We start from the raw sequence: 14,980 nt of genomic DNA, 5'->3' as shown, positions 1-14,980 counted from the left end.
TTTATTAACACTCAAATATGCTACTACTTTTGAAGAGTAAATTGGGCAACTATTTGTTTTAATTTTCCTGCTGCGTTATGCATATGTTCAATTGAAACCGAAATCTCTTGAACAGATTTTTCTTGCTGTTGAATAGACTCTTTTACCCTATCAGTTCGGTCAGATGATCTTTGGGAAATTTGAGCCATGTCTTCTGCAGAAGCCGAGATTTCCTCACTACTCGCTGCAATTTCATCTGTAGACATAGATACCGTTTGAATTTGCTCAGATACTTGCTGTACTTTTTCTGTAATTGTTCCAAATACTTTTTCTGTATGCATTACTACTTGTGTACCTGCCTGTACCTCATTATCTACTTTCCCCATCATATGTACCGTATGGTTCGTTGTTCCCATAACTTGAGTAATAAGATTCTCAATTTGTTTTGCAGAATCACTAGATTGTTCTGCTAATTTCCGCACTTCATCTGCCACAATTGCAAATCCTCTACCACTTTCACCAGCACGTGCAGCCTCAATTGCGGCGTTTAATGCTAATAAGTTAATCTGGGAGGTAATACCTTGCATAACATCAATGATTTTAACAATTTCTTCTGATTGTTCTTTCATAGTCTCTACTTGTTTCACACCGCTATGTACCGAATTTTGGATTGTATCCATCTGTTGAATCATTTGTTTCATTAATTTGTTACCACTCTCTGCATCTAATGCTGATTGAGCAGATAATTCATTTACAGAGGATGATGTATTGACTATACTCTGCATTCCTTGCGTCAACTCTTCCATCGCACCCGCAGTTTGTTCCATTGCTTGCATTTGACTCTCTGCACCATTTGCAACTTCTTCAATATCCATAGTGATTTTCTTCGCTGCACTACTAGATACTTCTGATGCAGATACTACTCCGTCTGCATGTTGGAATAAAAGCTGAATATTATTCTCTACTTCTTGCATATTTGTTCTTAGCCCTGCAATCATCTCGTTAAAATTACTTACTAATACACCTAATTCATCCTTAGCAGTATAATCACCATGTACGGTTAAATCTCCTTCTTTCGCTCTTTCCATCATACGACTAACCGTTTGTAAAGGAGCAACTATGAGCTTGCTAATAATATAACTTACTATACATATAACGATTGTAGTAAATACTACAAGAATGATAAAGGTAATAACGGAACGATCAATCATTTTTTGAGAATCTTTAAATACTTGGTCAGCTAAATTTGAAACATACGATTCTAGATCCACTGCATAACCAGCTAACTCTATTCCCTTCGGTTTTAATTCCTTCTGAAATTCATTTACCATTTGTGGCTCATTTGTTGCCTTCGCCTTTTCAAATAATTTTTTATATGTATCTTTATAACTTGGCAAAGATTTCTTCATCTTCTGAAATAGTTCATCCTCTTGCTTACTTAAATTAAAACCATCATCATATTCTTTTAATAAAGAATCATATTTTTTAAGATCCTTTTCAATATTATCAATTATCCCCTCTTTATTTGCCACTTCATTTTGTGATGCCGTAATTAATTCTAGTAAGTTATATTCTAATGAATTTTGTGTACGAAGCATTCCTTCTAATAAAATTGCAGAATATTGATAATCATCTACTACAACCTCTGTATCGTGCTTAATCTTATTAATAGAATGAATTGCTACACTGCTCATAATTACCATACCTAAAACTGCTAATGAAATAAGCGCTAATAATTTATATTTCACTTTTAAATTTTGTAAAAAATACATTTTTCCACCTTTATTCCTTTATATATAGATTTTTAGAATTTTATAGCTTATTATTTACAAAATCGTAATAAAAAGCAATGATAAATATTCCCAATATGAAACTTATATCTCTATAAAAAAAGAAGTAGCTATCATGCTACTCCTTTTTGCTTTGTTTCTCATATTGTTCAAACGTATGAATTCTTTCAAAAATTGGTGGGTGCGTGTATAAGAAAAATTTTACTAACGCAGGCGGATTTACTTGGCTTAAACTTGTTTTTGATAAATATTGAAAAGTTTTCACACCAGATTTCCCATCCTTCGTCATATTTAAAGCATATTGATCTGCCGCTCTTTCTTCTATACGTGAAACGTAGTTTGTTGCTGGTTGTGCTGCAAAAGAGAGGACAGAAGAAATTAAGAAAAATAAAGGTAACATGGAGAAACATGCTACTTTTGAAATTTGCAATGTATCTCCCCATTTGCGAATACACATATTTATAATACGACTAATTAAAAACATACCTATAAACGATAGCAATACATAACTTGCAACGCCAAAATATATATGTTTCATAACATAATGCCCCATTTCATGGGCCATTATAAATAAAATCTCTTTATCTTTTAACTGCTTAAGTGTTGTATCCCACATTACAATACGGGCGTTAGGGCCAATTCCTGTTACGTAAGCATTTAATGCATTCGTTTTTTCTGACATATTTACTTCATATACGTGTTTAGCAGGAATGTCCGCTTTGTCTGCTATCGCTAAAATTTTCGTTTCTAATTCTTTATTTTTCAGCGTCGAGAAGTCGTTATACAGTGGATCAATAACGACAGGCTGTATGAATGTTAAAAAGATTGTAAATGGAACAGAGAGCGCCCATCCTGCGAGCCACCATCTCTTCGGAAATTTACGGATAAGCCATAATAGAACGGTAACTACGATTAACATAGTCGCATAACTTTCCCAAAAACCGATAACATGATCTTTTATCCAGCTTTGTGTACTTTGTGTTGAAATGCCGTAATCAACGGACACTTTCCGGCCAATCCATTGCATCGGTAAGGCAAGCACTGTTGTCAGTAATGATAAATAAAAGAAATAAATCGCAACTTGCAAAACACTTATTTTAGTCGTTTCCTTCGACCATTTCTCAAACTTTCTTGAAATACCTAGCACAAGTACAAATAATAAAATAATCCATTCAAGAGGCGCCGCTAAAAAGTATAGTAAATTTTTCACGCGCGAATAATCTTGGCTTAGCGTAAGCTCTCTCGTACTCATAAACGTTTCTGGATCTGCACTCGTTCCCTTATACATGTCCGGAATAAGTTCATGATTCCATCCAAATAAATACCAATATATAAGTAACGCAAATCCAACGTACAAAAAAAGCGACCAACCGATAACCTTCTTCACGCTATTCCCTCCTCTATGCTGCCTGTCTATTATTATTGTAAGTTCGTACACGCTAAATTAGAACAAGCTTATTATGTGAATTGCTCTGGATCTTTTTATTTACATAAAAAAACTCTTCTACATAAGAAGAGTTTTACCTATCTTTAAACACTTTCTTCGGTTCACAATCCGTACACTTACAAACCAACACGTACCCTACTTCCTTTTTAGATAAAATAAAAAGCCTCTTTAAGGAAGTACATCTATTAATAAACTAAAATCTTGTAAAGAGAAAGAACTATATTTCATAATACCCTGTACGGCTAAAAGTAAAACAAGACCAATCACACACATATAGTTAACGCTTTCTTCATTCTTTTTTTCAGTAACGACTCCACCACTTATACATAAAATCCCTAGCAAATGGAGCGCTAAATACATGAAAAAATAAGCTTCCTCCCAGCGCAAAATAACATTCACTGTCGTTATTAACACTAGACTAAGTAAAATCAAATAAAAAAACTTATTTGATGATATCGTTTCATTCATATAATTTTATACATCCCTTTCAAATTTCGAATTAATGATGTTTCAAAGCTATAAAGTAAATGATTGTTTTTATACCATAAAACAAAAGGAAAGCCACCATTACTTTCTCGAATACTTTATGAATCCACATATACTTCTCTTCATTCTTTTTGAAGATGCGCTTCATCATTTCTTCTACAATTAGACCAAATATTAGTAAAACCCCGAACACAATAAGAAGAGAAATAATATTTTCTTTTAAATGAGTACTAGAAAATAAGTAATACTCTGGAAACACAATCGTATCTACTACAGGTTGAAGCCAATGACAAACGCTTTTATCACACATATCTGTAATAGACGTAGAATCTATAATGTCTTTTAATATTTTTTCAACCGTCTTCTTCATCTTATTTACTCCCGACTACATCTGAAAAGCTCTTTTCCTGCTCTGCATATATAACCGGCACTTCTTTACTCCAATATTTGCGATTAACAAATAAAAAGATAAGTACTAAGTTTAATCCTGTTATAAAAATAATAAGTCCAGGAAAGAATGTCGTATAATTTGAGAAATCGGCAAAACTAATAATTTTTTCTCTACTTATTAGAAAAGACGCACCTATTACAAATGCATTGTTTAACATATGTATTGCAATTGGCATGAGTAAACTTTTCGTACGAATATATACGATTGACAATACGATGCTGAATATGGCTGCACCGAGGAAATCAACATGTAACAACGCAAACAATATTGCTACAACGATGGTCGCTATGCTCGTTCCCCATTTTGTTGCAAAACGTTGAAGTAAAAATCCGCGAAAAACAAATTCCCCGATAATTGGTGCGATGAATACGACCCTAATGACTTGAGATACATATCCCCCAGTACTATCTACAATTGGTTCATGCAGGGCGTTCATAATAAAGTCCGGTGTAATCCATGCAAAACTATACATATACAAAATAAGATACCCGTAACTAAACATGCATAACATAACCGTAATGTATAAAACTTGTACCAAGTTAAATGTTTCATTTTTATTAACAAATAATGAAAATGAAATGTGGTGCTTTCTATACTCATAAGAAATCCATACCATCGGAAGGATATAGAATATAAGGATATTTATAAAAGAAGAATTTTGTATATGAAATATACTTGTTAGCAAATCGCCACTACTTCTCGCTATTAAAATTAATAGTGCAAATACAATTAAAAAATATCTAGCTCGCATCACTTGAAACGGGTTCACACTCATCTCCTCCCCTATGTTACTTTTATCATATCATTTGATTCTTAATTTTTTGCGAAAGAAAACCTTAAAATTCCCTTAAAAATTCCATAAGTTACAAAATGATGATATGATATTCGAGAAAATTAGGAGGGATGTTTATGTACCAAGCAAATATTTTACTCGTTGATGATGAAACAGCAATTTTACAATTACTAACTACCATTCTTGAAAAAGAAGGCTTTTCTCATATTACAACTGCAACATCAGCTGAAATGGCTTTATCTCTAACTAAGCAAAACAATTACGATTTAATTATTTTAGATGTAATGCTTCCTGGACAATCTGGTTTTGATATTTGTCCAATCATTCGCCAACAAACAGATTGTCCAATTTTCTTCCTATCAGCAAAAGCATCTGATTTAGATAAAATATCCGGATTTTCATACGGTGCAGATGATTATATTACGAAACCATTTAATCCATTAGAAGTAGTAGCACGTATGAAAGCACAGCTTCGGAGACATATGAAACAAACCGTACCACACGAACAAAAACCACACTCAATTTCATTTGGAAGATTTGAAATTGATCAGCACTCTGCAGAACTAACAGTAGATGGGCACATTGTCGAATGTTCTGCTCAACTCTTTCAACTACTACTCTTCTTTTGCGAGAATCCGAACTACGTATTTTCGAAAGAGGAAATATATGAAAAAGTTTGGGGAGCACCTGCCTATAATGGCGATGACAACACTGTTATGGTCCACATTCGAAAACTACGTGAAAAAATTGAACATGATCCAAGTAAACCAGAATATATAAAAACCGTTCGCGGGCTTGGTTATAAGTTCGTTACAAAGTAGGGTGACGATATGAATTTTAATAAACGACTTATTATTCAATTTATCATGCAACACGTTTTTGTTTTAGTTACATTACTTATCGCTGTAGTTGCTGCTTTTACTTATTTAATTTTTCTTCTTACTAGTACTTTATACGAACCTAACATTCCAGATTCTGATAGTTTTACAATTTCAAGATACATCTCTTCAGAAGATGGGCATATTTCGTTACAATCTGAAGTGCAAGATTTAATAAAGGAGAAAAATGATTGGCTCCAAGTTGTAGATGAAAACGGAAAAATCCTCTACCACTTTAATACACCAAATGATGTTCCGGATGCTTATACGAAGACATCTTTAGTCGCATATATACAACATCATATCGAAAGCAATTATAAATTTACATATTGGGAAATTGAATTAGAAGAAAAGAAAGCACTTGTTATTTATGGTGGTATGTTAAAAAGCAATGCGTTACTGACAGCAATTCAAAAGGAGCATTCCTCTTTAACGATGGATTCGTTCGCATTAACAGACCAAGAAAAACAGTTACTATCTAAAGAAAAAGCAACACTTCAAATATTTAATCAAAATGGCGAAGAGGTTTTTTCCTATCCAACTGGAAAGAAAAAAACATTTTCAGCAATACAAATTGCCCTTAATGAAAAAGAACCGTGGAATCATAAAGAAAACACGTCTAGCTTTTACGATGCAAATAGTGGCAACCTTCTCGTTGTAACTGCAAAAAATGAGCACTACTATCCAGATGACGAAATTGAAGATGTATTTACTAAGAAGTTTCTCATCGGATGCGGATTAATCCTTCTTATCGTATTTGTTTATTTAGTCATTCTTTCTATTTGGTACGGTAATAAATTCGGAAAACCGTTATTACATGCGATGCGCTGGCTAAAAAATATCGCTGGTGGAAAGTATGAAGAACCTATTAGTAAAAAAGGAAAACCTGTCAGGTTCCGGCGATCTGGTAAAGAAAAATGGTCATTCCGTTTGTTTAGAGATGTAACAAGTTCACTAGAACACCTTTCTATTACACTCAAAAAAAATGATGCGATGAGGCAAGTACTCCAGCAAACACGAGAAGAATGGATTACCGGTCTAACGCATGATTTAAAAACACCACTTAGCTCTATATATGGCTACGCATTATTACTCGAATCGAATCAATATAACTGGACTGATCGTGATATTCAGCAATTTGGTAGTGTTATGAAAGAGAAATCTCAATATATGACGACATTAATTGATGATTTAAGCTTAACGTATCAATTAAAAAATAACAGCCTTCCTGCCCAACACGTAAACGTTGAAATCAATCAGTTCGTTCAAAAAGTATTATTGCAATTTATTAATAATCCAACACTTCAAAATCAAAATATTGAATTCGTACCGAGCTCAAATAAAATTCAATATTTCATTGAAGAAAAATGGTTCCAGCGTATTATCGAAAACTTACTCGTAAACGCGGTAAAACATAATAACGAAACAACTACTGTCATCGTAAAATTATCACAAAACGCTAATTCCTTTACACTCTCCATTTCAGATGACGGAAAAGGAATGGATGAAAAAACGAAAGAACTTCTATTTGAACGATATTACCGCGGAACAAACACAGAAGAAAGCAACATAGGAACTGGACTTGGCCTAGCCATTACAAAACAGCTCGTTCATGCTCATAACGGGACAATTTCCGTTGATAGTGCACTCGGAAAAGGAACGACGATTATTCTTGTGTTTCCGTTTCGTTCGTAGGAAAGACGCTATGTGGCGTCTTTTTTTCTTTTCTGGGAGAGTTTTGCGGTAATTGAAATTATGCAAATCGTTTTTTTGGGGTGTTTTAGCGGTATATGAAATTATATCGGCGATTTTTTGAATATATCGGCGCAACTCGAATTATATCAGCGATTTTTTGAATATATCAGCGCAACTCGAATTATATCAGCGATTTTCTAGATATATCGACTTACCGACAAAAACCGACAATACTAACCTACTTCCTCTACTACTATACAAAGTAAAAATAACCCTTCATAACTCACTATGAAAGGTCACTCCATATTTCAGCTATTTCCCTACTAACACAAACACATTCTCATCAGGTGCTTCCATTACTGCAACATGTCCTGATTCTGTTGGAAATGGTTCGCGAATCCACTTTACATCTTTATTATCTTTTAAACTCTCATACGTTTGTTGTACATCTTCTACTAATACTTCGACTTCCATAAAATTAATATCCGGATGATTGCTTATTACTAACTCCGAACTTTTTTCATCTGGAAACTTCAATCCTATTAACGTCCAAATAGCTCCTTCTTCTAGTTCTCTTTCTATCATCCAGTTTTGCTTCATTCCCATTTCTTTATAGAAAGAAACTGATCTTTCTATATCTTTCGTATGTATAGATACACATTCTAGTTTTTTGAACATTTTCCCATTTCTCCTTTTATGAAAAAGCGAACCATCTCCCAATGATTCGCTCTTACCTTATTATTTTTTCTTCACCGGTATCCAAAGCTCTACTTGTGCAAACTCACTCTTATCTTCGTGGCAACGCTCATCGTACAGTTCAAACTCTGTAACTCCGCAATGTTCATACCCTGAATGCGGAAACCATTCTGAGAATACTGCATTCCAAGTTTGGTGAATAGACGATACCATTTCTTTATGAGGAACTTTCGGCGTTGTAAATACTGCATATGTTGCTGCAGGGAAAGTACGCTTTGCAATTTCATTTGGTACATTTTCAAAGTCTGTAACTTCCATTCCAATAATATAAGTGAAGTCCCCTGTTTCTAAATTAAAATCAGTACATAATCCAAGCTCTACCCATTGGCTCGTATCTTTACGATTCGGAATCGTTGTTCCAAGATCTTTTTGTAAATATTCTTGCCAAAATGCTGGGATGTCTTGATGGTTCTTCCCCTCTTTACTTGTCGTCTTCAGTTCATAACCTGCCATTAAAAATTCTGGTTTATTTACAATACGATATTCCATTTGTATGCCTCCTAAATACGGATTTAATTTTCTTTGCTTTACATTCACGCTGTAATACATCGGTGTTTCAATTTCTTGTTTTCGATATTCACTCGGTGTCATTTGAAATAATTTCTTAAAGGCTCTCGTGAACGTTTCGTGAGATTGAAAGCCATGCTCAAATGCGATATCAATAACTTTTTCATCCGTATGAGAAAGTTGGTAAGCTGCCCGGGCTAACCTCCGCTTTCGAACATACTCCATTACTGTATCACCTACTAATGCCTGAAATACACGATGAAAATGCGACTCAGAAAAACCTGCAATACGTGCTAAATTACGCAGCGTCTGTTTTTCCATTACATCTTCCTCAATATAATCAATTGACCTTTGAATTTGTGTTTCATAGCTTTCCATCTCTGTTCACCCGCCTTATATGTATTATGATAAAAGAGAATCCTATCCAATTCTTGACGTTTTTTACTATAATTCCATAAAAATTGTAACTTTTTTATATGTATTTCGTTGTTATGTATGAAGGGAGGGAAATGTAGTGAAACGCAAACAATCATTAGAAGACATTTACTCCGAGCATATGCAAGATTTATTTCGCTATCTTCTCTCCCTAACCGGAGATTCCCACTATGCGGAAGATCTCATGCAAGAAACCTTTTACCGAATGCTCGTCCATATTGACTATTATAAAGGAGAAGAAATTAGGCCGTGGTTATTTACAATTGCCTACAATGCCTTTATCGATTGGTATCGTAAAGAAAAGAAATATAAAACAACAGAAGTTGCAGAATTCCATTTACCAAACGTTCCAAGTACAGAACATGCATATTTCGTAAAATTTGAGATTGCTAGTTGGTTAGAAAGTTTATCTTCTCTTCCGCTCGAACGACGAAATGCCCTGCTACTACGAGATTACTATGGATTCTCCTATAAGGAAATAGCAGAAATGACTGGTCTCTCATTAGCGAAAGTGAAAATTGAATTACACAGGGGACGAAAAGAAATAAAAAGCATAAAGGAGTGATACAGATGGGCTGTGCAGAATTTAAAAAACTATGGAAGAAGTATGAAAATGGAACGCTCACGCATGATGAACAAGAACTGTTAGAAAGTCATATTGAGTCATGTGAAGAGTGTGAAGCTTACTTAGATGAGCTGTTAACAAAAACAGAACCAATTAAGAAAAAGTTACCTCCAAAAGATCTTAAAATTCCTTTTTGGAGAATTAAGTGGAAACATCGTTTACAAACGTTTGGTTTTATATTATCAATTTGCATCGTTATCTATATAATCGGCGGGGTATTATCAGCCTTTTATTTTCAAGCTAATAATGATAAAAGGCTAAAAGAAATTAGAGAGGTTCCTTCGCTGGCACTTGAAGCAACTATCCCAAATAGCCGCGTTATGGGAGGTGGAACAAGTGTAGAAGCTTTTTTCCGTACAAATAGCCAATTTGATTTAGTAAGAACCGTCGGTAAAAAAGAAATGCCACTTGGTACAATAGAAACAAAAAGCTTCTTATCATCTGTAGATATCACGAAGCAAACTTGGATGAATCCGTTCTATCAACCAAAACTCTTCTTTGTTCATCCCAAAACAGAGCAGGGTGATTATTTAAAGGATTCATCAAAAAAAGTATGGGATACACTTGCAAAAGTACATGATGGAACCGTTGCAGAAGTAGCAATTTCTTTTGATAAAGCTTACACTTTAAAAGAATTAGAACCGCTTTTATATAGCATATTCGAGGCACAAGAACTCCCTCCAACTCCTGTATGGTACGCTTTAGATACAGGACAAGAAAGAAAAAATGTAGATGACTATATCCTACATGGCGGAGAAGCTATAGGGTTTCCAGAACATGTAAGATTCCTCGGTAATGAAACTGACGGGCAGAAAACGCAAGAAGACAAAGTAACCGAAATGATGCGCGTCCTTTCTATCCATAAAAAAACGGTAAGCAAAATAGCAGCGCTTTCTGAGAAAGAACTAAACTTAGATAAACGTTATCAATATGTAAAGGATAACGGTGTAAAAGTATACGGAATTGTTATTACTGGCCCATCGAAAGAGTTATTAAAATTACAAAACTCCCCGCACGTACGTTATGCGACTCTTGGAGATATTGAGATTTGGAATTGGTTTGATCATTAATAAAAAAGAAGTAGCGCTCTAAAAACGATGCGCTACTTCTTTTTTAATTCGAAATCACTTTCACATACATCCCTCTCACCGCTTTTTCATAAGCAATATCACTCATCTGTCTTATGTTTTCTGACACAACAGACGACTGAACGATTTTCCCTTCACGAAGTAACGGCGGATCAATAAGACGCACTTTATTTTTCTGATGTAAATCATAATCGTTTCTATCTTCTTTTACCTTTACATTTCGATGAACTTTGCTTAATAAAGCTTCTACTTCGGGGTCATTACATTGCTGCAATTTCGAAATAAGCTCCTCATCTTCAAGAAGAAAATCATCTGCATGAATAATCCTTTTATGAAGAGCTACCTTTAACGTTTTCGCTAACATATCATTTCCGTAAATATTCATTGGTTCCATAAAGAAATCGATTACTTCCTTGTAATACGTTTCTGTAAACCATTCCGCTATTTCGATATTTTGCAGAACCATTTTCCCCTTTACTTTGATGACATCCTCTAAAAAACTGTGAACTTCTTCTAAAGAAATATACCCATATGTATACATATCTCGTAACGTATAATCCACTCGATCTGCACATAATTCGGGCGCTGACCTTTCCAGTAACGTCCATTTCGAATCATCTAACAAAATATCTTCATAGTTATAACCATACTTCGCAAGAATCGCTGGAATTTCTGAGTTTTTCACAACAGAACTAAATATCTCTTCATGATAACTTTCATCTTCATTATCAAAAACGTAATCAATCACATGGGAAAAAGCAGTATGCGATACGTCATGCAGTAAACTAGCAATCTGTTCTTTTACTGAACCACCTAATTTTTTAACTAATAACATAACACCAACTGAATGATCAAAGCGCGTTACATTCCATTTCTCGTTCATTAAGTAACTTGCGCCATTTTGATGAATACCTTTTAGCCTTTGCATAGACTTACTTGAAATTAATTCTTCTACTACTTGATCCACTTCAAATTCTCCGTATAGTACATCTGATATGATCACTTACAATCCCCCTTTATTTTAATCGAGTCTTATAATCTTATCTCTTTTATGAAATTAGCACCAACATAAATATTTATTGTTATTTGTTTTTATTTAAAAAAATAGAGAGCCATCAGCTCTCTATTTCATAACCCCTATTCAAATGTAACTTCTACCTGCACAATTTCCGACCTACTACCAAGTCTAAGCGGTGGTCCCCAGAATCCGAAACCAGAAGAAACAATCGCGTGGAATGCACCTTTTTGTGCGTATCCCCAGTCTAGCTCATACATTCTTCTCGTTACAATATGATTGGGCGCCATTTGTCCGCGGTGCGTATGACCGGATAATAATAAATCTACACCTGCCGCTGCTGCTTGTTTCAACTCAAATGGCTGGTGATCCATTGCGATAACAGGCATCGATTTATCTACCGTACTCATTAATTGTTCAAAGCTTTGACGATCTCGCTCTGTTTTATCTCTTCTTCCAACGAGATAAAAGTCATCTTCAATTGTAATTACTTCATCTAAAAGAATACGAATATCAATCTTATCCATCTCTTGTAAAAACTCTGGAACCGCTCTACCATAGTATTCATGGTTCCCTAAAACACCATATACGCCTAATGGTGCTTTCATTTGTTTCATGATTGGTCCCATATTCTTTTGAATGAACACACCTGGATGATCATCGATAATATCACCTGGCAGTAAAATAATATCAGGTTCCATCTCATTTACATGACGAACAAGCCTTTTTAAATGCGAAACGCCAGACAGTTTACCGAAATGCATATCAGAAGCCATCGCAATGCGTAAACTTTTACGTCCCTCTACTTTTTTCGGTATGTGCACCTCGTACTTTCTTACTACCGGGCTATACGCATTAAATACTCCATACGCAAAGATAAAGATAAATGCAGCTATCACAGCCGCCCCTGTCCAAATAATTGCCGCTTCTTTCTCTACTGAAAACTGTAAAAGAAAGACCATAATATTAGCTAATGGCAACAGCATAAGCGCATATTGTATAACCGCAAACCAAATCGAACCTATCGTTCGCAGAAATGGCAAAAACTTAAACACTTGCACGAGAATGTACGCATATGAAATAAATGCAACTATAAAAGCATAATATCCCCAAGATTCCCAGCCAAATACCGCATGAAGCCAAACCCATCCGTTCCAGCCGATGTAAAACATAAGTAGTGTGTATATAATTAATATGGTAAATATATTGAGATAACGAAGATTCTTCACAGCCAGCCTCCTTATTGATTTCTTTTATTATAACTTGTTATGCACTTATAACGTAAATATTAAGCACTTCGCTCATCATAGCAAAAACCTATAGTTGTTAGACTTGTATCTAACAACTATAGGCACCATTTATATCAACATTGTTTTTACAAATGCTCTTTATAAAAACTTGTTAATTTTTCAACTGCAATTCTTACTGGTTCTGGTTGGTCGTATAAATCGTAATGACTCGCACCTTCCACAACAAGTAAATCTTTTTTCTCTGAAGCTGCTTTCTCATAAAGCTCATGACCATCTTTATAAGAACCAAATGCACCTTGCTTACTGCCGACAATAATTTGCAGCGGCTGCGTTAATAACGTATCTGCTAAATGGAACGCATCAAAACCAATTACCGATCCCATGCTCGTAAAGTTTAGCTTATTTGGAGAGTTAACACTTTGCCCTCGTGGCGTTGTGTAATACTCAACTGCTTCTACAATATCTATATCGGTCATACCCGCTGCTACTAACTCTTCCTGATTTTTAGGAATCCAATTTGTAATCAGTTCCTCTGCTCCGCGTGCTTCAGCAGTACGTTGTTTACCAATCGCCTCTAACACCCCAATTGGATCAGCTTCACGATTTAATCGGCCAATATTTGCACCAACAACTGTGCCAACTGCTTTAATGCGGCGCTCTGTCATTGCGGCATTTACCGCATAACCACCGCCCGCACAAACGCCTAACACACCGATACGTTCTTCATCTATATAAGAAAGAGTAGTCAAATAATCTACCGCTGAGCGAATATCTTCAACGCGCGCAGCTGGTTCTTCCATATATCTCGGTGCACCTTCACTTTCACCTTGATACGATGCATCAAACGCAAGCGTTACATATCCTTGTTCCGCTAACTTCTCGGCATACAATCCTGCTGTTTGATCTTTACAGCTACTACCTGGATGCACACAAACAATCGCTGGATTTTGTTTCTTTTCCTCAGCACCTTCAGGAATGTTCAAAATACCTGCAACTTGTAAACCTCTTGCATAAAATCTTATATTTTCCTTCGTAACTGCCATATATAAAACCACCCTTATCTTATTATTAATTTTACACTTGCGAGAGTTATTACTCACATGTATATTTATAATAAAATGAGTAGAACCTTGTTTCAATGACCACATTTACGCATTTGGGTGATAATACACACATAAAGAAATATGTGTATCAACAACGGAGGAACACGATATGGAGAAAATCGATAGAAGAATTATAAAATCACAAAACGCCATTCAATCGGCATTTATAGAAATGTTAATTACAGATGGATTTGATGAAATTACAGTTAAAAACATTACCGAAAAAGCAAACATCGGAAGAAAAACGTTTTACTTACACTATCTAGATAAGTACAATTTATTAGATAAAATTGTGGACGATCATTTAGACCAATTAAAAGAAATATGCTACGAGAAGCAAAACAAAGAATTTATAGAAGGAACAATCATATGGTTTGAATACTTCAAAGAACACAAACCATTTTTTGCGGCACTATTTAGAAGTAACAGCACCTTATCATTTCAAAAAAAATTACTAACTTTCATCATGGGTGAAATAGAGAAAAAATTAAATACAGACACATCAGTAAATAAAAACATCGATAAACATATCGTCTTAAAATTTTTAGGAACAGCTGTAATGGGCATTTTAGAGTCTTACGTGTTGGATGAAATTGATAGTGATGTTGCGTTTGTTGCGACGCAAGTTGGAGAATTGATTAGGAGAAATATATAAAATGAAACTTTTATCAGTGGGGATTTA

Annotated in this window: 15 protein-coding genes and 1 pseudogene; 5 read left to right on the top strand and 11 right to left on the bottom strand. The window is 34.8% G+C overall.

Annotation, left to right across the window (positions count from 1 at the left end; genetic code table 11):
* Positions 1-23: 23 nt before the first annotated feature.
* The 6 genes and pseudogenes from AC22L0_RS02105 to AC22L0_RS02080 form a co-directional block, all read right to left on the bottom strand.
* Positions 24-815 (bottom strand): methyl-accepting chemotaxis protein, encoded by a 792-nt coding sequence (locus AC22L0_RS02105; protein WP_404978265.1) that lies wholly within the window; start codon positions 813-815, stop codon positions 24-26.
* A gap of 156 nt (positions 816-971) precedes the next feature.
* Positions 972-1,751: pseudogene (locus AC22L0_RS02100) on the bottom strand (MCP four helix bundle domain-containing protein); the annotation flags it as partial.
* 136 nt (positions 1,752-1,887) lie between these two features.
* A complete protein-coding gene (locus tag AC22L0_RS02095) occupies positions 1,888-3,156 on the bottom strand; it encodes a M48 family metallopeptidase (protein WP_025709860.1) in 1,269 nt (422 codons plus the stop codon).
* Between the two features lie 228 nt (positions 3,157-3,384).
* On the bottom strand, positions 3,385-3,684 hold the full coding sequence (locus AC22L0_RS02090) for a DUF2101 family protein (RefSeq protein WP_001006050.1): 300 nt from the start codon (positions 3,682-3,684) through the stop codon (positions 3,385-3,387).
* A gap of 31 nt (positions 3,685-3,715) precedes the next feature.
* Positions 3,716-4,072 (bottom strand): hypothetical protein, encoded by a 357-nt coding sequence (locus AC22L0_RS02085; protein ID WP_000754332.1) that lies wholly within the window; start codon positions 4,070-4,072, stop codon positions 3,716-3,718.
* A gap of 1 nt (position 4,073) precedes the next feature.
* Positions 4,074-4,922, bottom strand: a complete 849-nt coding sequence (locus AC22L0_RS02080) for a CPBP family intramembrane glutamic endopeptidase (protein ID WP_001067984.1) — start codon at positions 4,920-4,922, stop codon at positions 4,074-4,076.
* A 140-nt stretch (positions 4,923-5,062) separates the two neighbouring features.
* Between AC22L0_RS02080 and AC22L0_RS02075 the strand changes: the two genes are divergently transcribed.
* Both AC22L0_RS02075 and AC22L0_RS02070 read left to right on the top strand, forming a co-directional pair.
* Positions 5,063-5,767 (top strand): response regulator transcription factor, encoded by a 705-nt coding sequence (locus AC22L0_RS02075; protein WP_000283870.1) that lies wholly within the window; start codon positions 5,063-5,065, stop codon positions 5,765-5,767.
* Between the two features lie 9 nt (positions 5,768-5,776).
* On the top strand, positions 5,777-7,519 hold the full coding sequence (locus AC22L0_RS02070; protein ID WP_001010440.1) for a sensor histidine kinase: 1,743 nt from the start codon (positions 5,777-5,779) through the stop codon (positions 7,517-7,519).
* 312 nt (positions 7,520-7,831) lie between these two features.
* Here AC22L0_RS02070 and AC22L0_RS02065 read toward each other — a convergent pair whose 3' ends face one another.
* Positions 7,832-8,197, bottom strand: coding sequence for a VOC family protein (locus tag AC22L0_RS02065; RefSeq protein WP_000473642.1), 366 nt, complete (start codon positions 8,195-8,197; stop codon positions 7,832-7,834).
* Between the two features lie 60 nt (positions 8,198-8,257).
* The gene (locus AC22L0_RS02060; RefSeq protein WP_000446844.1) at positions 8,258-9,160 is read right to left on the bottom strand and encodes an AraC family transcriptional regulator; all 903 of its coding nucleotides are present in this window, start codon (positions 9,158-9,160) and stop codon (positions 8,258-8,260) included.
* Positions 9,161-9,296: 136 nt separating this feature from the next.
* On the opposite strand from AC22L0_RS02060, the gene AC22L0_RS02055 reads away from it, so the two are divergent.
* Positions 9,297-9,782, top strand: a complete 486-nt coding sequence (locus AC22L0_RS02055) for an RNA polymerase sigma factor (RefSeq protein WP_048568235.1) — start codon at positions 9,297-9,299, stop codon at positions 9,780-9,782.
* A 5-nt stretch (positions 9,783-9,787) separates the two neighbouring features.
* The gene (locus AC22L0_RS02050) at positions 9,788-10,912 is read left to right on the top strand and encodes an anti-sigma factor (protein WP_097994892.1); all 1,125 of its coding nucleotides are present in this window, start codon (positions 9,788-9,790) and stop codon (positions 10,910-10,912) included.
* 43 nt (positions 10,913-10,955) lie between these two features.
* On the opposite strand, the gene AC22L0_RS02045 is transcribed toward AC22L0_RS02050, so the two are convergent.
* The 3 genes from AC22L0_RS02045 to AC22L0_RS02035 all read right to left on the bottom strand — a co-directional run bounded on the left by AC22L0_RS02045 (position 10,956) and on the right by AC22L0_RS02035 (position 14,238).
* Positions 10,956-11,933 carry an HD domain-containing protein gene (locus AC22L0_RS02045; protein WP_000587070.1) on the bottom strand — a complete coding sequence of 326 codons (978 nt, stop codon included), beginning with the start codon at positions 11,931-11,933 and terminating at the stop codon, positions 10,956-10,958.
* Positions 11,934-12,067: 134 nt separating this feature from the next.
* Positions 12,068-13,174, bottom strand: coding sequence for a metallophosphoesterase (locus tag AC22L0_RS02040; protein WP_000793735.1), 1,107 nt, complete (start codon positions 13,172-13,174; stop codon positions 12,068-12,070).
* A 146-nt stretch (positions 13,175-13,320) separates the two neighbouring features.
* On the bottom strand, positions 13,321-14,238 hold the full coding sequence (locus tag AC22L0_RS02035) for an alpha/beta hydrolase (protein ID WP_139894369.1): 918 nt from the start codon (positions 14,236-14,238) through the stop codon (positions 13,321-13,323).
* Between the two features lie 169 nt (positions 14,239-14,407).
* Here AC22L0_RS02035 and AC22L0_RS02030 point away from each other — a divergent pair, with 169 nt between their 5' ends.
* Entirely contained in the window at positions 14,408-14,953 is a 546-nt protein-coding gene (locus tag AC22L0_RS02030; protein ID WP_000410998.1) for a TetR/AcrR family transcriptional regulator, read from the top strand.
* The last annotated feature ends 27 nt before the right edge of the window (positions 14,954-14,980 follow it).

The sequence above is a fragment of the Bacillus sp. LQ01 genome (assembly GCF_057624735.1).
This window is presented reverse-complemented; position numbering and strand designations above follow the sequence as displayed.

Bases quoted from the DNA above. Each gene is read 5' to 3' on its own strand.
- AC22L0_RS02030 (WP_000410998.1), top strand. From the start codon at position 14,408: ATGGAGAAAATCGATAGAAGAATTATAAAATCACAAAACGCCATTCAA.
- AC22L0_RS02065 (WP_000473642.1), bottom strand. From the start codon at position 8,197: ATGTTCAAAAAACTAGAATGTGTATCTATACATACGAAAGATATAGAA.
- AC22L0_RS02050 (WP_097994892.1), top strand. From the start codon at position 9,788: ATGGGCTGTGCAGAATTTAAAAAACTATGGAAGAAGTATGAAAATGGA.
- AC22L0_RS02085 (WP_000754332.1), bottom strand. From the start codon at position 4,072: ATGAAGAAGACGGTTGAAAAAATATTAAAAGACATTATAGATTCTACG.
- AC22L0_RS02070 (WP_001010440.1), top strand. From the start codon at position 5,777: ATGAATTTTAATAAACGACTTATTATTCAATTTATCATGCAACACGTT.
- AC22L0_RS02035 (WP_139894369.1), bottom strand. From the start codon at position 14,238: ATGGCAGTTACGAAGGAAAATATAAGATTTTATGCAAGAGGTTTACAA.
- AC22L0_RS02060 (WP_000446844.1), bottom strand. From the start codon at position 9,160: ATGGAAAGCTATGAAACACAAATTCAAAGGTCAATTGATTATATTGAG.
- AC22L0_RS02075 (WP_000283870.1), top strand. From the start codon at position 5,063: ATGTACCAAGCAAATATTTTACTCGTTGATGATGAAACAGCAATTTTA.
- AC22L0_RS02105 (WP_404978265.1), bottom strand. From the start codon at position 815: ATGCAAGCAATGGAACAAACTGCGGGTGCGATGGAAGAGTTGACGCAA.
- AC22L0_RS02090 (WP_001006050.1), bottom strand. From the start codon at position 3,684: ATGAATGAAACGATATCATCAAATAAGTTTTTTTATTTGATTTTACTT.